This is a genomic window from Microbacterium sp. M, assembly GCF_045181065.1.
Lineage (GTDB): Bacteria > Actinomycetota > Actinomycetes > Actinomycetales > Microbacteriaceae > Microbacterium.
In genome coordinates this window covers 3,940,976-3,961,525 of record NZ_CP173721.1, presented here as the reverse complement: position 1 = coordinate 3,961,525, position 20,550 = coordinate 3,940,976, and the positions used below count along the sequence as shown (strand labels likewise).

Below are 20,550 nucleotides of genomic sequence, written 5' to 3'. Positions count from 1 at the left end.
TGTCGACGCCGATCGTGACGATGCCCTCCTCGGCATCCGAGACGGCCTGCGGGCGGAAGATGTGCTCGTCCATGGTGTGCTCCCGGGGTCAGGGCGCCGGCGTCGTGGTCGGCTCGGGCACGACCGACGGGGTCGGCGTGGGCGTCGGGCGCCCGGACTCGATGGCCGTGGCCTGATCGAACGGCGGGCGCGCCGGCCGGATGGAATCCTCATCGACCTCGCCCATGTCATCCAGCCGCGCCTCCTGCACCGGATACACGTTCCAGATCGGCTGACCACGGAAGTCGCGCAGCGGCACGGTGACCTTCTCGCTGCCGTCCTGCCAGCCGTACTCGCCGCCGTCCGGAGAATGCAGGTTCAGCGGGTTGCCCTTGCCGGTGAACAACTGGACGTCCTCGAGCGGATTCCCTTCGGCGTCGTAGGCGAAGATGTTGCCGACCTGCACGCCCTCGAGCATCAGCTCGCCCGGCGGGTAGTACCCCTCGTCGACGTATTCGGTCTGCGTGCTGACCATCCACACGAAGACGAACGGCAGCGCCACTGCGGCGATGATGCTCACGATCGTGCGCATGTGGCGCAGCGCGCTCTTCGGCAGCCACCTGCCGCGTCCCCACTGCACGCTGACGAGGGTCAGGGCTGCGAGAAGCCCCCAGCCGGGGAGGCTCCTCGGCCAGTAGCTTCCGTAGCCCTGCCCGGTGATGGCCAGCAGGATGCCGTAGATCGCCGCGGCCCGCAGCACCCACCACACCGGGCGCAGGGCGACCAGCAGATCCAGCATCCAGGCACCGAACCGACTCGAGCGGATGTCGGCGGCGAGGGCTCCGAGGCGGGAGCGCACCCGGGCGCCGAGGGGCTGGCGCACCTTCTTATCGGATCGCGGTGGAAGACCGGCGGCACCCCGCAGCTCCTCGGCGTAGCCCGCCGGGTCGTCGAGGTCGATCGCACCGTCGTTGTCCGCCGCCTTCTCGGTGAGGTCGGCGACGAGCCCGACCGTGATGTCCTCGGCTTCCTCGCCGGGGAGATCGTCCAGATGGCCGCGGACGGCTGCCGCGAAGGCGCGGATGCGCTCGTCCAGCGATGCGTCGATGGTGTTCATCACTCGGCTCCGATCGAAGGGGATGCTGTGGGAGAAGAATCGAGCAGTCCGCTCATGGCGGCGGAGAACTCGGACCAGGTGGCATGCTGCTCATCCAGGGAGGCGCGCCCCTGAGGGTTGATCGCGTAGTACTTGCGATGCGGTCCGCCGTCCGACGGGACGACGTAGCTGGACAGCGATCCTGCCGCGTACAGGCGGCGCAGCGTTCCGTAGACGGACGCGTCGCCGACATCGCCGAGCCCGGCCTCGCGCAGGCGACGGACGATGTCGTACCCGTACCCGTCCTCCTGACGCAGGACCGCGAGGACGGCGACGTCCAGAACGCCCTTGAGCAATTGCGTGGTATCCATCGAACTCCTCTGTCGCAATGCACGCTACCACGCAATGCACAGTAGTGCGGGAAACGCGATTGCCGTCAGCGTGTCTCGCATCAGCTGCACGACAGAGCCCCTGCAGAACTGCCCGGTCTGCAGGGGCTCTGTGTCAGGATGCCGGGGCTAGCCGATCTGCTCCCAGGCGCCGTTCTTCTTCGATCCCGGCTCCTCGCCGCGGGTCCACCACTTCGCGCGCCAGAGGTCGTCGCCGAAGCCGACGATGTCTCCCGTGTCGAACACGCGACTCGACGTCCAGATCGCGATGCCGGAGGCATCCGCCGAGATCTCCTGCCAGGCGCCGTTCTTCTTCGATCCGGGTTCCTGACCGCGCGTCCACCACGACGCGACCCAGACGGATCCGTCGAGGGCCACGGCATCCCCTTCGTCGTACGTCGTCCGTGCCGACCAATCCGCCGGCGTCTCGGCCGATATCCCGTCGTCGTCGCCGACGACGATGCCGCGTCCGTTCGTCGCGATGTACACGCGGCCGAACTCGTCCGGGTCTCCGGTGATGTCCGCGCCGATCCACCCCCACTCGTGGGCGTCGTCGTTGATGCGCTGCCAGTTCGCACCGCCGTCGATCGAGCGGTACACGCCGCGCTGTCCGTCGCGGGAGGCTGCGGTGTAGATCGCGGGTGTCGTGGCGCCCGGCGCCGCCTTGCCGAATCCGATCGTGTCCGCCTCGTCGAAGCCCGGCATCGCGGCCCAGGTGGTTCCGCCGTCCTGCGATCGCCACAGCCCGTAGGCGCCGTCGTCTTCGCCGCCGGCCAGCCACACGTCGCCGATCGCACCGGGCATCGCCTGGAAGCGCACCGGACCCTGGACGGGCAACGGACCCTCGCTCACCGCCTGGAAGCTCATCCCGGCATCCTCGGAGCGGAAGAAGGTCCCGCCGGCGAAGGCGTACACGCGAGCAGGCGAGACCCGGTCGCTCTCCACGCGCGCGCCGGCCGGCAGTCCGGTCGATTGCGTCCACGTCGCGCCGCCGTCAGCAGAAACGCGTGCCGCAGCATCGGCCGGAGCCCAGACGATCGCCGAGCCGTCGGCATTGACCGTGACGGTACCGGGGCCCGTCGCGCCATCCGCGGCCGGCGATGTCGTCCAGGTCGTGCCGTTGTCACTCGAGGACGCGACCACGTGCGCACCGCCGCCATCGGTGCCGGCGCGCACGATGACGGTCGGGGCGCGTCCGGCGAGGTCGACGCTCGTGCCGCCGCCGAAGTACGGGTCGCGGAAGCTCTGCGGCACCGTTTCGAGGTCATCGTGCACGAAGCCGCCCAGATCGAGCATCGCCGACACCAGATCGACTTCGCCCGCAGGCGCGACGACCTCCTGAATGGCGGTCTCCTCGATGCCATATGCCTCTGGAGTGATATGGATCACGCCGCCCGGTTGATCCCACGCGGTGAGGTCCTCGCTGCGGTAGATCGTCGCCCCGGTGCCGTACATCAGCTCGTCCGAGTCGAACGGATCGATCTCGAGTGCGGACGTCATCCACCCGAGCTTCGGTGTCGGCTCCGCCCACGCGACCGGCTCGCCGACATCCTTGCCGAACGACAGCCAGGGGACCCCGTCGATCGACTGTTCGTAGCGGCGGGTCATGGTCGCCGAGCCGTCGTCGCCGTACGCGTAGTCCCAGATCGGTGACCAGGTCGCTCCGCGGTCGGTGGAACGGAAGATCAGGATGTCCGGCCACCACTGGATCTGCGTGGCGACCATGATCGTGTCCGGGTCGTTGCGGTCGATCGTCAGACCGCCGAAGCCGAAGTCGCCGCCGACCGGACGCTGCGTCGGCGTGATGTTCGTCCAGGAGCCGTCGTCGATGCCGTAGCGCCAGACCTCGCCGTCCGATCCGTCGTATGGTCCTGATGTGTTGCTGGTGGTGATGTACAGCGACCGGCTCGCGTCATCGATCACGCCGTGGTGCGGCAGGAACCCCGTCGGCGCACCGGCGACGGGCTGCCACGTGGCACCCGCGTCATCCGAGCGGTACAGGATGTCGTCGGTGTCGGCGACGGCCGTGAAGACGGTCTCGGTCGGCTCGCCTTCGGCCGTGGATGCCGTGTCGAACGCGGTCCAGAGCACGCCGAGATTCGAGGTGAGGTACGAGTTGTCCGAGCCGGGCTCGGGCACGAAATCGCCCGAGTTGGGGAACGCCTCGACCTTCTCGAAGCTCACCCCGGCATCCGTCGACCGCCAGAGTCCCTGTCCCTGCTCGGCCCCGTAGTAGAGCACGTCGTTGTCGCGGGGGTCGACCTGCAGTCGCTCGCCGATGCCGCGACCGGGCATGTTCCCACCGACCTTGAACGGCAGCGGGGTCGCCTCCCACGTGTCGCCGTAGTCGTCTGACCTGAGGATCGCGCCGTTGTTCGGATCCCAGTCGTTCGTGTACATGCCGGTGGCGACATACACGCGATTCGGCTCGACCGGATCCGTGGCGAGGCTGAGGACACCGAGGCGATTCCAGTCGTCCCATCCGATGTGATCGAGCAGCGGAACCCAGGTGTCGGTGTCTCGGTCGAGCCGATACGCGCCGCCAATATCCGTGCGGGCGTACACCAGACCCGGCTCGGTCCGGCTGTAGATGATGCCGGGCACGTAGCCGCCGCCGGTGATGGCGGCGTTCGACCACGTGTAGTCGGATGCCGCGGCATCCGATCCTGCTGCCTGCGCCGCCGGGGCGGTGAGAGCGAGCGGTACCAGGCATCCGGCGGTGACGATGACTCCGAGCGCGGAACGTCTGAATCTCACGGGAAACACTCCTGTCGTGTTCGTGGACGGTCTTCTTCGACCGTTCGCGACACTATCGAAGCGCTTCGAGTCTGTCGAGGACTATTTCGTCATCGAAGCCCGCGCGAGTGCTCAGCCCGCCATGCGCTCACCGTCGGGCGTCAGCACCCACCACACGTCGTTGACGCCCTGGCCCTTGACCTCTCCGGGTGCGGCATCGCCGACGAAGTAGTACAGCGGCCAGCCGTTGAGCGTCAGCTGCGTCTCGCCGTCGATGCCGGTGATCGTGCCGACCTCACCCGTGACGCCCTCGACTTCGGGTGCCTCGCCGTCGACGGTCACAGCGGGCCAGTTGTCCGCGCATTCGCCTTCGCACGTGCTCGCGTCAGCACCCTGGGTGTCGTTGTCGAACATGTAGACCGTCATCCCCTCGCCATCCACGACGATGCTGCCCAGTGAGGAATCCGCCGTCATGAGCGCGACGTCGGCGGTCTCGGTCTGCTCCTCGGCCGGAGCGCTGGGGTCAGCGCCCGTGACTCCCGAGTACGGGTCACCGCCGCTGTCCGATCCCGAGGAGCATCCGGCGAGTCCGAGCGTGAGGATGAGCGCGACGGCGCCGAGGCGGACTGTTGGTGCGATGTTCATGAGGTGACTCCTTCGTCCGGTGGGAGCGGGATGGGCATCCCGTCACGGTGGACACGAGATCCGCGTCCGAAGGGTTCAGGTCTCAGCCGTCGAGTTCGCTCCGCATGAGCACCGCGCCGGACGGTCCACGCAGCTCGATCGCCGCGATGTCCTCCGCTCGCAGCGCCGTGCCGGCGGCGACCTGCGCGGTCGTGTCGGGGAAAGCGCGCCAGGTCGAAAGGCGGCTTTCGACACCGGACGTCGAGACGACCACGAGCGCGTACTCCCACCCCCCGTACGGCGCGTCAGCGGCTTCACCGTAGCTGCACGTCAGCGAGAGACGCGTCCCCCAGGCGACATCCTCGATCCGCACCGAGGCGTCCAGCGGCACGTCTTCGACGAGCTCGAGCGCGACGGTCTCGACCGGGCCGGCCTGCTGCGAGAGGACGGCCGGCACTGCGACGAAACCGGCGATGACCGCCGCGGCGGCCGCGGAAGCGAGCAACCAGCGGGTGCGCCGGGTGCGGCGCGCCCTGGCGACGCCCAGTTCGACGATGCGCGTGCGGGCCGGATCGCTCGCGGGCGCCTCGGCCGGCTCCTCGACGGACAGCAGATCGATCGCGTCGGTCCGCGGGACCCGTGCCAGCAGGCCGGGCAGGGGGGCGAGATCGGCCAGGGCCTCACGGCATACCGAGCACCCGGACGCGTGCACCTCGAACGCAGCCCGATCGGCGGGGCTCAGCGCGCCGAGCACATATGACGCATCCCACTCCGCGAAGCGCTCATGCTCGTCGTTCATCGCGTCACTCCCTTCTCCTGCAGTGCGAGCCGCAGCGCCTTCAGGCCGTAGTGCAGGCGGGACTTGACGGTCCCCTCCGCGACGGCGAGCTCCTCAGCGATCTCGGCGATGCTCGATCCGAGGTAGTACGCGCGCACCACGACATCGCGGTGGGCGCGGCTGAGGCCGGCCAGTGCCTCCTCGATGAGCATGGCGTCGAGCACGGCATCCGCGGCATCCTGCACCGCCGTCTCCGGCGTCTCTGCCATCGTGATCTCGCGGCGCCGACGCGCGCTCCTGGCCTCGTCCACCACGAGGTGACGAGCGACGGTGTACATCCACGACCGGGTTGCCGCCGGGTCCTCTGCGAGGATGCGCGGCGTGCGCCACGCGCGCAGCAGCGTCTCCTGGACGACGTCGTCGGCTGCCGAGCTGTCTCCGGTGAGGTGCACGGCGTATCGCCGTACCGATGCCGCATGCGCGTCGTAGAGCGCACCGAGGCGAGCCGCGTCGTCGGGCATCGGTCACCTCCTCACCTGGGACACGAGGCCGGCGTCCGCGAGGTTCAGATGAACCGGAGACGCGATCGTCTCGTGTTCCCCGCATGGACACGTTCGAGATCGCTGGACTTCCGCTTCATCCTCTCATCGTGCATGCGCTGGTGGTGCTGCTTCCGCTGACGGCGCTGGCGCTGGTGCTCGGCACGTTCGTCCCCGCGGCGCGGCGACGGCTGGGCGTCGTCACGCCTGTCGCCGCGCTGGTCGTCCTCGCGCTCACCCCGATCACCGTCGTGGCCGGGGAGTCGCTGATGGAGACCGTCGGTCTGCTGCCTGGTGTCGCCGAGCACGCCGATCTCGGTCGGATGCTGCTGCCGTGGACGATCGCACTCTTCGTCGTCTCGGCGGCGCAGTGGGCCTGGCACCGGTTCCGTCCCGAGCGGTCGGATCCTCGGCGATCGGATGCCGTGGTGACGGCGGTCCTCGCCGTGCTCGCCGTCGCGGTGGCGGTGGGCAGCACCGTGATGGTGGTGCTCATCGGCGAGGCCGGGGCGCGGGCCGTGTGGGGGTGAGCCCCCGCCCCGCGTACGCCGATAGCCTGGCCGCATGAGCGATCTCACCGCCGTCCTGCAGGTCACCCACAACGCGCGCGGCATCGGAGGCATGACATCTGAGTCCGGAGGCACTGTGCGCTCCGGCATCCTCTACCGCTCGGATGCGCTCGGCGGACTCACCGCCGCAGGCATCGCCGCGTTCGCCGATCTCGGCATCGGCACGGTGATCGATCTGCGCACGGATGCCGAACGCGCGCGGTCGGCCGACGTGCTGCCGCCGGACGGCAGCGTGCAGCTGCTCGCACTGCCGATCCTCGGCGGTGCGATGGACGAGATGGTGCGTCGGATGCTCCCCGGCGGCGACGGCACGCGTCCGAGCGAGGACGACGTCGCCCGCATGCTGGAGGCGGTGCCGACGCTCGAGGAGCTCTATCTCGGGATGCTGAAGGACGGTGCCGCGCAGTTCGTCGCGATCGGGCGGGCCGTGATCGCTGCGGCCGGCACGGATCGACCCGGCGTGCTGTTCCACTGCACGGCGGGGAAGGATCGCACCGGTGTCGCCGCGGCCCTGCTGCTGCAGCTCGCCGGCGCGAGCCGTGCGGACGTCGTCGCCGATTACACGCTGACCGGGCGGAATCTCGCGGGCGCGTTCGCCGAGTCGCTCACCGGTCTCATCACGAGCATGGGCGTTCCGCTCACTCCGAAGCTCCGCATCCTCGCGACCGAGGCGCCGGCGGAGGCCATGGAGGCCGTCCTCGATCGGCTCACGACGGAGTACGGCGGTGCCGCCGGCTATCTGCGCGCTCACGGGATGACGGATGCCGAGATCGACGAGCTCGTCGGCATCCTGACGGCTGTGGTCGAGTAGCCGCTCAGAACATCCGCATCCAGATGTTGATCCCGATGACCATGACCACGACGACGATCCACATCCAGCGCTTGCGGTGCTTGAGGCGCCGCCCGGACGGTGCGACGCCCGGCGGCGGCGTGACCAACCCGACCGGCGGAACGAAGGGCAGGCTGTCGACCGCGGCTCCGGATGCCGGGACCGCCGCCGTTGCCGCGGCCGCACGATGCTCCGCGTGCAGACGCTCGTCGCGCCACCGCGCCCACTGGTCGAACTTCGTGATCAGCGCGCCGACGCTGCCGAACAACCACGCCCACGTCGCCGGGTCGAGGGTCGATGCCTGGCGCTGCGTGTACAGGAACAGCCAGTCGTCGACGATCTCGACGTCCAGCTGGGCGGCGTTGTCGATGAAGCGCGCCATGATGTCGGGCGTGAACAGGTACAGGGCGTCCTGTTCGTAGCCCTCAGGGCAGTACAGCGTGAAGTACCGGTCGAAGTCGCCCTCGAGCGACAGGCGCTGGTCCTTGTCGAATGATGCGGGCAGGTTCGATCCGAAGCCGTTGTTGCCGACGGCATCCAGGACGATGTTCGGCAGCGGAACGTCCAGCTTCACCGCGACGTACCCCCAGTGGTACGTGGTCGAGCTCTTGCCGTGCTTGACCGTGTACTGGTAGTTGCCGAACTCGACGAAGCGGGGGCTGTGACCGCGCACCAGCATGCTCGAGCGGCGCGAGTTGCCGAACTGGAAGATCATCCCGGGGAGGCCGGGGTCGTCGATCTGATCCTCGTACGTCATGTTGTTCGCGGCGGCGAACCTGCTCAGCCGGTATCGCGCGACGCGGCTCTTGCGGCTGCTGAAGAAGGCACCGAGACCGATCCCGACCAACAGGATGCCGAAGATCGCGAACGGGACCATCGCGACACCGGAGAACCCCTGCGACGACACCATGGCGAATATCGTGACGAGGATCGGCAGCCCGATCACGAGGCACAGGATGCCGATGATGATCCCGATGACCGTGCCCGCTGTCATGCCGCCGCCGGATCGCCGCGCCTTCATCTCGGCGACGAAGGCGCTCACGGCCTTCGGATCGACCGGATCCGTCAGGGGGCGCGCGTCGAACGTGACGGCGGGCTGAGGCTGCGTCACGAGTTGACCTCGTCTCCCATCCAGGAGAGGTCAGCACCGTCCGGGATCGGGAGGGCCTCGAGCCGCGCGTCCGCGCAGATCGCGGCGACCAGCTCTGCGGATCCTGCGACGACGGTCGAGTCGAAGTCGATCTCGCTCACCATCACCCAGGCGCGATCCTCCGGCCACAGGATGCTGGGGTGCTCGGCGCGAGGCTCGAAGCCGCGCTCCTCGAGGGGGCGGTCGCGCCACGGTGCGTCGAGGATCCAACCCGGGTCGGCGAAGACAGCCGGGGCGGCGGAGAACAGGACATGGTCGCGATCGGGCAGTTCGAGTCGCGGTCCCTTCGAGATCTCGTCCGACAGGATGCCGGGGTGCCACGTCGGTTTCGCGAACGGGTTGTTGAACCGGTCGTGGAAGCTCGCGTCGAGCACCGCCTGGTGGCGCGGATCATCGCTGAGCCCGAGAACCGCCCGTGAAGGACCCTCGATCATGGCACCGAGCATGCCGCCCCAGCCTTCCCAGACCGCGGCGAATCCGGCATCCGGTGTACTCGTGTGCTCGACGAGGTGCGAGGTCAGTGTCGCGAGATGCTCGGGCACCATCCGGCCTTCTTCGGCGGCGGTGTACTCGCGCCCGTCCGGGCCGAGCCGGATCTGCCAGCCGGCGCCCTCGGGCGTCCGTACGATCCGCTGCCACTGCGCGAGCGGATGCATCGTCGTGCCGAAGACCGCGGCGGTGTCGGCCCACGTGATCTCGCGATCGTCGAACAGGTCGAGCAGGCGCCGCTGCTCGGCATCCGGCATCCCCACCCACTCGTCCATCTCGGGCATCGCGCGACCGGGAAGCGAACGCACCCGTCCGGGGTGGAACACCCGTGCGTACGCGGGGAACCCGTGCGGCACGTACTCATGGTCGTCCAGCCGCTCCCGCAGCCACGCGCCCACCGACTCCGGATCCGCCACCCACTCCATGCGTCAACGGTACCCGGCCGAACTGGAGCACCGTCCGTTCACCGCACCGTCGCCTCCCGGCAACACGCGCATGCCACCATGCCCGCCGTGCGAAAGCCTCACGTCACCGTCATCCTGCCTGCCAAGGATGCCGCGCCCTACATCGGCACGACACTGGAGACCCTGACGCGCCAGTTCGATGATCCGGTGACGCTGAAGCTCGTGGCGATCGACGACGGTTCATCCGACGGCACCGGCGCGATCATGCGCACGTACGCCGACCGTTTTCCGCACGCCGAGGTCATCGTGAACCCGAAGCCCGTGGGGCTGGCGACCGCCCGCAACCAGGGCCTCGACCACGTCGAGGGCGAGGCGTTCTGCTTCATCGACGGCGACGACTGGATGCAGCCGGGGAGACTGCGGGTGCTCGCCGACCGTCTGCGCGAACTGGACTGCGACTTCCTCCGCACCGATCATGTCCGTGTCACCGGCACCAAGCGCACGGTGGTCCGCGCGCCGTACGCGTGGCGGGGGAAGGTGGCCTCCCCTCGCGATGCGATCCTCCCGCCGGACGACACGAGCATGGTCGACTACCCGTATGCCTGGGCGGGCATATTCCATCGTCGCGTCATCGACAGGGGGCTCGCAGTGTTCGACGACGGCCTGTTCACCGCCGAGGATCGCCCATGGATCTGGCGTCTGCACCTGCACGCGCGATCGTTCGCCGTCGTCGACGCCCCTGCTCTGCTGTATCGCCGAGGCGTGCCGACCTCGCTCACGCAGGTGCGCGATCGCCGGCAGCTCGATTTCACCCGCGCGCTCGGCGCCGTGCTCGACACGGTGGAGCAGGACGACGAGGCCGAGCGCTTCCTGCCGAAGGCGGTGTGGACCGTGCTCGCGCTCAGCTCGCATCACCTCGTCCGCTCCCGCCGGATGACCCCTGCACTGCGGCGGGACATGCGCGGCGGCATCCGGGAGCTGCTCCAGCGTCTGCCTGCGGATCAGGCCGCGTCTGCGTTGCAGAGACTCGACGGGCCGAGGCGCCGCGTGCTCGCGCGCAGCCTCCGACAGGCGGAGCGGACGACATGACCCGCCTATTCATGCTGCACAGCGCATATGGTCTGGCGACGGCGACAGCGGCGCTCGACGCCGGAATCTTCGACGACGCGGACGAGAACGTGCTGCTGCCCGTCAACACCGCCCGAATCCCCGAGACGAGTCCGGGCATCGACGCGCAGCCGAGCCTCGAGTCGCTGCGGACGCGATTCGCGCGGTCAGAGTCCCTGGACGAACTGCTGTCCCCGCGGCATCCGTCGTCCTGGAAGCCCCACGCGCCAGACCTGCCGATCCTGCGCCGGCTGCTCACCCGCGCCTGGGATCTCGACGACGACCTCGAACTGTGCGTGCAGAGCCCGCAGGTCGCGCCGGCGAAGACACTGCTGTCGCTGTTCCCCGATGCGCGGATCACGATCATCGGCGACGGCCTGATGACGTACTCGCCGATCCGGGTCGATCTCGGACGGACGGTGACCGAGCGCGTCGGCCGCGTCGTCTACGCCGACGTCGTGCCCGGAGTCGCACCGCTCGTGTTCACCGAGGCGGGAGCGGAGCGGACGCCCGTACCGACGGCCGCGTTCCGCACGGCGCTCGCCGAGACGAATGTGCACGATCCCGAACTCGAAGTCCTCGCCGACGGCACCCGCACCGCACTCGTGCTCGGCCAGTACCTCGCCGCGCTCGGCCTCGTCGAGCCCGCCGAGGAGATCGCGATGCAGCAGCAGATGATCGACCGCGCGATCGCAGCGGAACCGGCGCGGATCGTCTTCAAACCGCATCCGTCCGCACCGCCGGCCATCTCATCGGCACTCCGGCAACGCGCACTCCGGCACGGCGTGACCTTCGTCGAGTACCGCGGTCCGACGCCGGCCGAGCTCGTCGCCGAACGACTGGATGCCGCGGTCGTCGTCGCCGGATTCTCGACGGCCCTGCCGACGGTCCGCACGCTCTACGACAGGCCCATCGCCTCCGCCGGACTCGAGGCGGTGCTGGCGCGCCTGACCCCGTACGAGAACAGCAACCGGGTGCCGGCGACGATCGTCGATGCGCTCACCCGCGAGGCCTCACCCTATCGGGACACGGACCGGCTGCAGCTGCTCGTCGACGCCGTCGGCTACGCCATGCAGCCGCGCATCGCCGCGCACCTGCGGCCGCGCGCCGAACTGCTGCTGCCGGAGTTGGATGCCGCGGAGCGCGACCGCTACTTCGCCGCCGATCGACTCATCGCCTTGGGGCTGCCCGGTGCCCCGCCCGAGCGCATCCTGCGGCGGGTGATGCGTTCGCAGGGCGGCGTCGGGCGCATTGAAGAGGTGCGACTCACGGTCGCGGGCGCCGGACGGCGTGCCGCGCGAGCATGGAAGGCGGTTGCAGGACGATGACCCAGACAGTGGCGATCATCCCCGCCAGGGGCGGATCCAAGCAGGTGCCCCGCAAGAACCTGCGACGAGTCGGCGGGGTGCCGCTCGTCGAGCGCGCTGTCCGCGCGGCGACCGCGGCATCCGGCGTCGATCTTGTGGTCGTATCGACGGACGACGCCGAGATCGCCGCGGTGGCGACCGCCGCCGGGGCGCGCGTCATCGCCCGCCCTGCGGAGATCTCGGGCGACTCCGCCTCGTCCGAAAGTGCGGTCCTGCATGCGCTGGATGAGCTCGAGCGCACCGGCATCCAGGTCGGCACCGTCGTCTTCGTGCAGGCCACGTCGCCGTTCATCCCGACGTCGGGGATCGACGAGGCGATCGAGCTGATCGGCAGCGGGCGCTTCGACAGCGCCTTCTCGGCGCACGAGACATACGGGTTCCTGTGGCGTCGCGACCAGGACGGGGCGGCCGAGGCCATCAACCACGACGCGTCGCATCGCCCGCTGCGGCAGGAGCGGGAGCCGCACTACTTCGAGACCGGCGCCTTCTACGCGTTCGATGCCGCAGCCTTCCGGGTCGCCGGCCATCGCTTCTTCGGCCGGATCGGGATCGTCGAAGTGCCGGAGCAGACCGCCGTCGAGATCGACGACGCCCAGCAGCTCGCGATGGCCTCCGCTGTCGCCGACCTCATCGGGCGGTCGGACGATCGCATCGATGTGCGGGCGGTCGTGACGGACTTCGACGGCGTCCACACCGACGACACCGCGTTCGTCGACAGCGAGGGACGCGAGCATGTGCGGGTCAGCAGAGAGGACGGCATGGGCGTCTCGCTGCTGCGGCGTGCCGGCATCCCGATGCTGATCCTGTCGACCGAGGTCAACGCCGTCGTCCGGGCCAGGGCTGACAAGCTCAAGGTTCCGGTGCTGCACGGCACCGACGACAAGGCGGCGGCGCTCACGTCCTGGGCGGCCGAGCAGAACATCGCCCTGGGCGACGTGGCCTATCTCGGCAACGACGTGAACGATCTCGAGGCGATGCGCATCGTCGGATGGCCCGTGGCCGTCGGAAACGCGCACCCCGTGGTGCGCGAGCAGGCGCGGATCGTGCTGAACCGCAACGGCGGAGAGGGAGCCGTTCGCGAACTGGTCGAGAGGGTGTTGCCTCGCTGACCCGCTCCGGTAACCATCAGGTCGCGTGACGTTCACACTCGCGGCGTACCCAGGAGAGACGGGGTTCCACGACTGGAGGACGACATGACCGTAAGCATCGGATCGCACGTGATCGGCGGCGGCAGGCCCGTCTACGTGATCGCCGAGATCGGCTTGAACCACAACGGCGACGTCGAACTCGCCAAGCAGCTGATCGACGTCGCAGCCCGCAGCGGCGCGAACGCGGTGAAGTTCCAGAAGCGCACACCGGAGATCTCGACCCCAGAGCACATGCGCGATGTGCCGCGCGAGACGCCCTGGGGCACCATGACCTACCTCGACTACCGCCGCCGCATCGAGTTCGGCCGCGACGAGTACATCGCGATCGGCGACCACGCGACCATGCTCGGCCTCGACTGGTTCGCCTCCCCGTGGGACGTGCCCAGCGTGCACTTCCTCGAGGACCTCAACGTCGTCGCCCACAAGGTGGCATCGGCGAGCCTGACGGACACCGAGCTGCTCGAGGCGCTGCGCGCGACGGGCAAGCCGGTCATCCTCTCCACCGGGATGTCGACGCTCGACCAGATCGACCGGGCGCTCGAGGCGCTCGGCACCGACCGGGTGGTGCTCATGCACGCCACGTCGACCTACCCGATGGAGCCCGAAGAGGCCAACCTCCGGGTCATCGCGTCGCTGCGCGACCGGTACCCCGGCATCCCCGTCGGATACTCCGGCCACGAGCGCGGCCTGCAGATCTCTCTGGCGGCCGTCGCGATCGGCGCCGTCGCGGTGGAGCGACACATCACGCTCGACCGCACCATGTGGGGCTCGGACCACGCCGCGTCGCTCGAGCCCACGGGCCTGGACCACCTCGTCCGCGACATCCGCGTGATCGAAACGGCGCTCGGCGACGGCATCAAGCGCGTGTTCCCCGGCGAACTCGCTCCGATGGCGAAGCTGCGTCGCGTACCGGCATGAGCGCCCGCCTGCGCGTCGTCGCGATCGCCGATGCCGACTCGTTCGTCAAGTGGTCGGCGTCGCTGCTGGCAGGTGTCGACGGCATCCGTCGCCACCTGCTGATCGTGAGCACGCCCCTGACCGTGAGCCGGGAGCAGGAGCGCACGGCACTGGCCGGCACCGGCTTCACGGATGCCGAGGTCACCCGCCTCTCGTTCGACGAGGTCCGGGGGTGGCTCGCCGGCCACCAGCCGGATGCCGTGGTCCTGGCGGGGCGCGGCGCGTTCGTGCGACTGATCGGCGGACAGATCGATCGGCTCGACAAGCGGCCGGTGGTCGTCGGCGGGCTGCCGGGGATGTCGATCCCTGCGCAGCGCGGTGCGCTGGAGTACCGGAAGCACTGCGACCTCGTCGTGCTGCACTCGCACCGGGAGCGGCGCGCGTTCGCCGAGCTGGGCCGGCGGATCGGGGTCGACGTGCCGCTGGGGCTCGCGACGCTGCCGTATGCCGCGCGGTCGGAGCGGCCCTCATCCGTTGAGCGAGCGGCCCCCACCTCGTTCGCTGAGCGAGGCGCCCCTTCCTCGTTCGTTGAGCGAGCGGAGCGAGCCGAAACGGGTTCTCAGTCGCGCACGCGTTTCGGCTCGGTCGGCTCCGCCGTCCTCGCTCAACGAGCGGGGGGAATGTCGGGCTCCGCCGTCCTCGCGGGAGGGGCGGGGGGAGCGTCCGCCTCGACCGTGCATACGAAGGAGCGCGGCGAAACGCAGGCGACCCTGCGGCCGCCGGCCACGGACCTCGTCTTCGCGGCGCAGGCCATGGTCCCGGTCGAGCGTCACGAACGCTCGGTGATCGCGGAGATCCTCGTCCGCGCGGCCGAGGCCGACCCCCGTCGTCGCGTCGTCGTGAAGCTGCGTTCGCGCGACGGCGAGGCGGAGACGCATCTCGAGCGGGACGCCTACGCCGACCTGTTCCGCTCGCGCCCGAGCAATCTCGTCTTCTCGTACGAGCCCATGGCGAGGGCGCTCGAGCGGGCCGAGGGCCTGGTGACGGTGAGTTCGACCGCGGCGATCGAGGCGCTCGCCGCTGGTGTCCCGGTCATCGCCCTCGACACCTTCGGGGTGCGCAAGTCGCTGCTGAACACCGTGTTCATCGGCAGCGGACTGCTCGGCGGCGGTGAAGAAGTGGTGCGTCGGCAGTTCCGGCATCCGCACCCCGGCTGGATGTGGGACAACTACTTCCACCCGACACCCGACTCGGGATGGTGGGCGGACGTCGAGAAGCTGATCGCGCAGCGCAGAGCCGGAGCGCTCGCTCCGCGGCCGGTTCCGCCGCCGCGCGGCGGGGCGCTGCACGCGGCCTGGCACCGCAAGAGCGTGCTCGGATCGACCGATCGCAGTCTCACCGGCGCCGTCGCGCTGGCCGTCGGGGCGCCGCTCGTGCGCAGCATCCTGTCGCGTCGTCGCGCGTCGGCCGACACGTGGTCCGAGACCGGAACCGACTTCACGCTCGAGCCGGCCCCGCACGTGGACTCGCTGCGCCGCTGACCCCGCGTTCGCGACACGCCCGGAACTCCGCTAGACTGTCACGGTTGTCTGCCTGCCGGCATCCATTCGGGATGCCAGGGCGGACACGTGCACACACCCTCCTGCTTCCAGGAAATCCCTGGAAGCCGTTCTAGTCCGAAGGAGGTGGGTAAGTGACGCACCAGTACGAACTCATGGTCATTCTGACCCCCGAGATCGACGAGCGCCAGGTCGCCCCGACACTGGACAAGTTCCTCAAGGTCATCACCAACGATGGTGGCACTGTGGACAAGGTCGACATCTGGGGTAAGCGCCGTCTGGCCTACGAAATCCAGAAGAAGACCGAAGGCATCTACGCCGTCGTGAACTTCACCGCGACCAGCGAGACCACTCAGGAGCTGGACCGTCAGCTCGGCCTCAACGAGCAGATCATGCGCACCAAGGTGCTGCGTGCTGAAGAGGCTCAGGCGATGGTCGCCGCGGAGGCGAAGCGCTCCGAGGAGAAGGCCGCTCGCAAGTCCAAGGCTGCGAAGGCCTAAGTCCCATGGCCGGCGAAACCGTCATCACCGTGGTGGGAAACCTCACGGCCGACCCCGAACTGCGTTACACGCAGAACGGGCTGCCGGTGGCGAACTTCACCATCGCATCGACGCCGCGCAACTTCGACCGTGCCGCGAACGAGTGGAAGGACGGCGAAGCGCTGTTCCTCCGTGCGTCCGTCTGGCGCGAGTTCGCCGAGCACGTGGCCGGTTCGCTGACCAAGGGCATGCGCGTCATCGCGCAGGGCCGCCTGCGTCAGCGTTCCTACCAGGACCGTGAGGGCAACAACCGCACGGCGATCGAGCTCGAGGTCGATGAGATCGGCCCGTCGCTGCGTTACGCGACGGCTCAGGTCACGCGTGCGGCTTCCGGCGGTGGCGCCGGTGCCGGTGGCGGGCAGTCGCGTCCGCAGCAGCAGCAGGTGTCGGAGGAGCCGTGGTCCACACCCGGTTCGTCGACCAGCGCTGACGCCTGGAGCACTCCGGGCAGCTTCGGCGACGACACCCCGTTCTGAACAAACTCTTCATTTAAGGAAAAACCATGGCTGGAAAGTCGAGCGGCGACCGCCGCAAGCCGCGGAAGGGTGGCAAGCCCACCGCTCCCGCGAAGTCGATCCGGGTCGGCGTCATTGACTACAAGGACGTCGCGACCCTTCGCAAGTTCATCTCGGAGCGTGGCAAGATCCGCGCCCGTCGTATCACCGGTGTCTCGGTTCAGGAGCAGCGTCTGATCGCCAAGGCGATCAAGAACGCACGCGAGATGGCTCTCCTGCCCTACGCCGGCGCTGGCCGCTGAGGGGTACGGACATGGCAAAGCTGATTCTCACGAATGAGGTCGCCGGGCTCGGAAGCGCCGGCGACGTGGTCGAGGTCAAGAACGGGTACGCCCGTAACTACCTCATCCCCCAGGGCTACGCCACGGCGTGGACCCGTGGTGGCGAAAAGCAGGTCGACCAGATCCAGGCTGCCCGCAAGGCGCGTGCGATCCACGACCGCGACGAGGCCGTGGCGCTCAAGGACAAGCTCGAGGGCACCAAGGTCCGTCTGGCCGTCAAGGCCGGCGCGACCGGTCGCCTGTTCGGCTCGGTCAAGACCGCCGACATCGCGGATGCCGTCGAGGCCGCGGGTCTCGGCAGCATCGACAAGCGCAAGGTGCACATCACCAACGCCATCAAGGCGACCGGTGAGCACGAGGCCACGGTTCGTCTGCACGACGACGTGACCGCTGTCATCACGCTGCAGGTCGTCGCCGCCAAGTAAGGCACGACACCGCAACGATCGGATGCCGTCCTCCTTCGGGAGGGCGGCATCCGTCGTTCCGCGGCGGGTTCACTCACGGCCGAGCAGCCGCAGCAGGGCGTTCTCGGGAGACGCCGTCCGGTCGACGAAGCGTCCCTTCCGTGCTGCGGCGAGCACGCGCGGATCGATGTAGCTCGCCCTGGCGACCGCTCGCGTATTGCCCAGCGCCGCCGCGACGGCGTCGATGGCGGCGCGTTCGCGGGCCTCGGCATCCTCTTCGGCGTGCTCGGCGAGGATCAGCGCGGCCGTCGTCGTGCCGCGGAGTGTGCGGAAGTCCTTCGCCGTGAACGGCTCGCCGGCGCACTCGGCCAGAAAGGCGTTCACGTCGCCGGGGCCGATCGCACGTCGGCGGCGCCCGTCGCCGTAGCGCAGCAGGAACGCCCGCGGCGGGTGCGCCGGATGGGAGGTGATCCAGGCGATGACGTCCTCGTCCTCGAACTCGATCGTGTGGACGAGGTTCATCTTGCCGCGGAAGGACAGCGTGATGCTCGCTTCGCTCCAGGCGATATCCGCCCACCGCAGCGTGGTCAGTCCTCGGCTGCCGTATCGGCGCAGGTAGCCGGGAGATCCGATCCGGATCGCGGTGCGATCGAGCAGGCGGAAGGCCACCGCGAGCACACGTGCGCGTTCGTCGGCGCCGCGCAGGGCGCGCGTGGCCTGGGCCCGCAGCGAGGGCAACGCGCCTGCGAGCCGCAGCGCCCGCTCGAACTTCTCGCCGTCGCGGCGGGTCCGCCAGTGCGGGTGATAGATGTACTGACGTCGGCCTGCGGCATCCGTTCCGACCGCCTGCACGTGCCCGTCCGGGTCCGGACTGATCCAGACTCCGGTCCACGCCGGGGGGATGACCAGGGCGGAGATGCGCTCCCGATCGGCGCTGCCCGCGGCGGTGCCGTCCGGGTTGCGATACCGGAAGCGTCCGCGCGAGCGGACCCTGCGGATGCCGGGCACGGATGCCGGATCGACGCGACGGATGCGCGGCATGACCACCTCCTCCGTGACAGCAGACAGGATGCCTCGGTCGAGCGTCAAGGGGGTTGCGGGCGCGGCGTGCGGTGGGCGCGACGGATGCCCCGAGGGACGAACTCGGGGCATCCGCCTTCTCACGTGCGCTGGCGCGACGGTGCCGAGAACCGGCAGCGTGAAAGAGCGCGGGAGGGTTCCCGGCTCCGCGCTGTGCGCACGGACCGGACGGGGACCGAACGACTCCTCCCCCGAGGGCGTCGATCCCGGTCCGGGGCTGTGCGCTACGCCGTTCGGCGCGCGTGGGTGAGGGGATCCTCCGCCGTCGGAGCCGTGTCGGCCTGGGGAGCCGGGCTCGGAGGGGAGACCTGGGGAGCCTCCTGTTGGGGTACGACGGCGGAGGCCCCGGCCTGGGAGGATTCGGGGGCGCTCAGAGCGAGCGGGGTGTGACGGCGCATGATTCAGCTCCTGACGGAATGAGTGATCTGGATGGCGCGCGCAATCGGGGGTGTGCGCGCAGCACCGCATGACCGTCCGCGAGGGACGGCGCGATCACCGATCAGTCAGGAGAGACGTCGGTGCCAGCGACCGCTGACGACGGCAGATCGTCGTCCGGATCGCTGTAGGCCCGCATCCAGCCGTGGAGCGGGCGGTCGGAGGCGTCGCCGAGGCGAGCACTGTCGCTGGAGGAGCCTCCACCGTGACCGGCGGAGGAGGTCGGAGACGTCGACGAACCCAGCGGAGCTGCCGGATCGTCGGATGCCGGTGCGCCCGCATCACCGATCGGGCCGAGCGGCGACGGTGAGGCCGCCGAGGAGCCCGCGGCCGGCGCGGACCACGCGTCTGCCCCGGATCGGGCGGAGTCGGGTTCGGATGCCGCGATGAGCGCCGCCTGCGCGGCCGGTGCGGCCGCGGGTGCCGAGGCGATGGGTGCGGGAGCACCGTCGACGGGCGGCGTCACGCGGACGACGGGAGGCGTCACGCGGACGGCGGGAGCCGTAGGCGAGACGTCGGGTGTCGTGGGCGTGATGACCGGGACGGTCGGTGCCGTCGGGTTGCCGACGACGACGGGTGCGACGATCGGGTCGATGATGGGCCGGACCACGTCGTCCACGATCGGACGGACGATGGGTGTGACGATCGGCGTCACGATCGGGTCGACGACCTCGTCAACGATGGGCCGGACCACGTCGTCGACGATCGGACGAACGATCGGATCGACGATGTCATCCACGATCGGCGTGACGATCGGGTCGACGATGGGCTGGACCACGTCGTCCACGATGGGCGTGACGATCGGCTGAACGATGTCTTCGACGATCGGCGTCACGACGGGTTCGACGATGTCGTCCACGATCGGGGCCACGACATCCTCGACGATCGGGGTCACCACCGGCGCGACGACATCGTCGACGACGGGCTGAACGACCTCCGTCACGACCGGTGCGACGATCGGCTGAACGACGTCCTCGACGACGGGTTGAACGACGTCACCGACGACCGGCGTAACGACCGGTTCGACCACGTCTTCGACGACGGGCTGAACGACCTCCGTCACGACCGGCTGAACGACCTCCGTCACGACCGGCTGAACGACCTCCTCGACGGCATCCGTCACGGGCGCCACCACGTCGCCCACGGTGTCCGTCACTCCGCTGACCACCGACGTCGGGCCGGCGAATTCCGTACCGTCATCGGCAGCGTGCGCTGTGCAGGGACCCGCCAACAGGGTGATGCCGGCCCAGGCGAGGACGCCGAACGCACCCCAGAGGACACCGTGCGAGACGCGGTGCCGAACTGCTGTGGGGGTCACGTTCACTCCCCCTCCGAAGGAAACGCTGTCGACGCGCGCTGCACCGATCCGCTGAGGTTACTCCCGGCGACGGATACGTGTCCAGAGGGTGCGGCGGCGAGTTTCGCGGCGTGTCGCCGGGTGACGCGCCCGACCGGACCTGGACTTGACTTTCCCCAAGTTGTGCACATGTGGGTTTGTCGGAGGCAACCTTAAAGCCGTCGTTGAAACTGAATTCCATCCACAGCCTGGGGAATCAGGTAATCCCTGGTCAGAAGCCATTAAATCGTCGCATGAAACTGTGTTTCACAGGCTTATCCACAACCGTTGTACACAGAC

Annotated in this window: 21 protein-coding genes; 11 read left to right on the top strand and 10 right to left on the bottom strand. The window is 69.3% G+C overall.

All coding sequences use genetic code 11. The features are described 5' to 3' along the window. Positions 1–88: 88 nt before the first annotated feature. The 6 genes from ACI7YT_RS19325 to ACI7YT_RS19300 all read right to left on the bottom strand — a co-directional run bounded on the left by ACI7YT_RS19325 (position 89) and on the right by ACI7YT_RS19300 (position 6,123). On the bottom strand, positions 89–1,096 hold the full coding sequence (locus tag ACI7YT_RS19325) for a hypothetical protein (protein WP_406247967.1): 1,008 nt from the start codon (positions 1,094–1,096) through the stop codon (positions 89–91). After that, positions 1,096–1,446, bottom strand: a complete 351-nt coding sequence (locus ACI7YT_RS19320) for a PadR family transcriptional regulator (protein ID WP_406247965.1) — start codon at positions 1,444–1,446, stop codon at positions 1,096–1,098. Before ACI7YT_RS19320 ends, ACI7YT_RS19325 begins: the two co-directional genes overlap by 1 nt. Before the next feature lie 147 nt (positions 1,447–1,593). Continuing rightward, complete coding sequence (locus ACI7YT_RS19315; RefSeq protein WP_406247963.1) at positions 1,594–4,221, bottom strand: xyloglucanase; 2,628 nt, start codon at positions 4,219–4,221, stop codon at positions 1,594–1,596. 111 nt (positions 4,222–4,332) lie between these two features. Next, positions 4,333–4,845, bottom strand: coding sequence for a hypothetical protein (locus tag ACI7YT_RS19310; RefSeq protein ID WP_406247961.1), 513 nt, complete (start codon positions 4,843–4,845; stop codon positions 4,333–4,335). Between the two features lie 82 nt (positions 4,846–4,927). Beyond that, positions 4,928–5,623, bottom strand: coding sequence for a zf-HC2 domain-containing protein (locus ACI7YT_RS19305; protein ID WP_406247960.1), 696 nt, complete (start codon positions 5,621–5,623; stop codon positions 4,928–4,930). Further along, positions 5,620–6,123, bottom strand: coding sequence for a sigma-70 family RNA polymerase sigma factor (locus tag ACI7YT_RS19300; protein ID WP_406247958.1), 504 nt, complete (start codon positions 6,121–6,123; stop codon positions 5,620–5,622). Before ACI7YT_RS19300 ends, ACI7YT_RS19305 begins: the two co-directional genes overlap by 4 nt. A gap of 83 nt (positions 6,124–6,206) precedes the next feature. Between ACI7YT_RS19300 and ACI7YT_RS19295 the strand changes: the two genes are divergently transcribed. Together ACI7YT_RS19295 and ACI7YT_RS19290 are read left to right on the top strand one after the other, a co-directional pair. Beyond that, a complete protein-coding gene (locus ACI7YT_RS19295; RefSeq protein WP_406247956.1) occupies positions 6,207–6,671 on the top strand; it encodes a DUF2231 domain-containing protein in 465 nt (154 codons plus the stop codon). A 34-nt stretch (positions 6,672–6,705) separates the two neighbouring features. Further along, positions 6,706–7,521 carry a tyrosine-protein phosphatase gene (locus ACI7YT_RS19290; RefSeq protein WP_406247954.1) on the top strand — a complete coding sequence of 272 codons (816 nt, stop codon included), beginning with the start codon at positions 6,706–6,708 and terminating at the stop codon, positions 7,519–7,521. A gap of 4 nt (positions 7,522–7,525) precedes the next feature. Here the strand turns inward: ACI7YT_RS19290 and ACI7YT_RS19285 are convergent, their stop codons facing one another. Beyond that, the gene (locus tag ACI7YT_RS19285; protein ID WP_406247952.1) at positions 7,526–8,650 is read right to left on the bottom strand and encodes a hypothetical protein; all 1,125 of its coding nucleotides are present in this window, start codon (positions 8,648–8,650) and stop codon (positions 7,526–7,528) included. Continuing rightward, a complete protein-coding gene (locus tag ACI7YT_RS19280) occupies positions 8,647–9,603 on the bottom strand; it encodes a hypothetical protein (protein WP_406247950.1) in 957 nt (318 codons plus the stop codon). Before ACI7YT_RS19280 ends, ACI7YT_RS19285 begins: the two co-directional genes overlap by 4 nt. Before the next feature lie 87 nt (positions 9,604–9,690). Here ACI7YT_RS19280 and ACI7YT_RS19275 point away from each other — a divergent pair, with 87 nt between their 5' ends. The 9 genes from ACI7YT_RS19275 to rplI all read left to right on the top strand — a co-directional run bounded on the left by ACI7YT_RS19275 (position 9,691) and on the right by rplI (position 17,420). Beyond that, positions 9,691–10,671: a glycosyltransferase family 2 protein gene (locus tag ACI7YT_RS19275; protein ID WP_406247948.1), complete on the top strand. Its 981-nt coding sequence runs from the start codon at positions 9,691–9,693 to the stop codon at positions 10,669–10,671. Next, on the top strand, positions 10,668–12,017 hold the full coding sequence (locus ACI7YT_RS19270) for a polysialyltransferase family glycosyltransferase (RefSeq protein ID WP_406247947.1): 1,350 nt from the start codon (positions 10,668–10,670) through the stop codon (positions 12,015–12,017). The genes ACI7YT_RS19275 and ACI7YT_RS19270 overlap by 4 nt, the downstream gene beginning before the upstream one ends. After that, entirely contained in the window at positions 12,014–13,165 is a 1,152-nt protein-coding gene (locus ACI7YT_RS19265) for a cytidylyltransferase domain-containing protein (protein WP_406247946.1), read from the top strand. Before ACI7YT_RS19270 ends, ACI7YT_RS19265 begins: the two co-directional genes overlap by 4 nt. Before the next feature lie 84 nt (positions 13,166–13,249). Beyond that, positions 13,250–14,122, top strand: coding sequence for an N-acetylneuraminate synthase family protein (locus ACI7YT_RS19260; protein ID WP_406247944.1), 873 nt, complete (start codon positions 13,250–13,252; stop codon positions 14,120–14,122). After that, complete coding sequence (locus ACI7YT_RS19255) at positions 14,119–15,642, top strand: DUF6716 putative glycosyltransferase (protein ID WP_406247942.1); 1,524 nt, start codon at positions 14,119–14,121, stop codon at positions 15,640–15,642. Before ACI7YT_RS19260 ends, ACI7YT_RS19255 begins: the two co-directional genes overlap by 4 nt. Positions 15,643–15,794: 152 nt before the next feature. Beyond that, on the top strand, positions 15,795–16,160 hold the full coding sequence (gene rpsF, locus ACI7YT_RS19250) for a 30S ribosomal protein S6 (RefSeq protein ID WP_406247941.1): 366 nt from the start codon (positions 15,795–15,797) through the stop codon (positions 16,158–16,160). 5 nt (positions 16,161–16,165) lie between these two features. After that, positions 16,166–16,675, top strand: coding sequence for a single-stranded DNA-binding protein (locus ACI7YT_RS19245; protein WP_406247939.1), 510 nt, complete (start codon positions 16,166–16,168; stop codon positions 16,673–16,675). Between the two features lie 26 nt (positions 16,676–16,701). After that, positions 16,702–16,956 (top strand): 30S ribosomal protein S18, encoded by a 255-nt coding sequence (gene rpsR, locus ACI7YT_RS19240; RefSeq protein WP_071641238.1) that lies wholly within the window; start codon positions 16,702–16,704, stop codon positions 16,954–16,956. An 11-nt stretch (positions 16,957–16,967) separates the two neighbouring features. Beyond that, on the top strand, positions 16,968–17,420 hold the full coding sequence (rplI, locus tag ACI7YT_RS19235; RefSeq protein WP_406247937.1) for a 50S ribosomal protein L9: 453 nt from the start codon (positions 16,968–16,970) through the stop codon (positions 17,418–17,420). 69 nt (positions 17,421–17,489) lie between these two features. Here rplI and ACI7YT_RS19230 read toward each other — a convergent pair whose 3' ends face one another. Together ACI7YT_RS19230 and ACI7YT_RS19225 are read right to left on the bottom strand one after the other, a co-directional pair. Continuing rightward, positions 17,490–18,440, bottom strand: a complete 951-nt coding sequence (locus tag ACI7YT_RS19230; protein WP_406247935.1) for a DNA topoisomerase IB — start codon at positions 18,438–18,440, stop codon at positions 17,490–17,492. A 538-nt stretch (positions 18,441–18,978) separates the two neighbouring features. After that, positions 18,979–20,232 carry a hypothetical protein gene (locus ACI7YT_RS19225; RefSeq protein WP_406247933.1) on the bottom strand — a complete coding sequence of 418 codons (1,254 nt, stop codon included), beginning with the start codon at positions 20,230–20,232 and terminating at the stop codon, positions 18,979–18,981. Between the last annotated feature and the right edge of the window lie 318 nt (positions 20,233–20,550).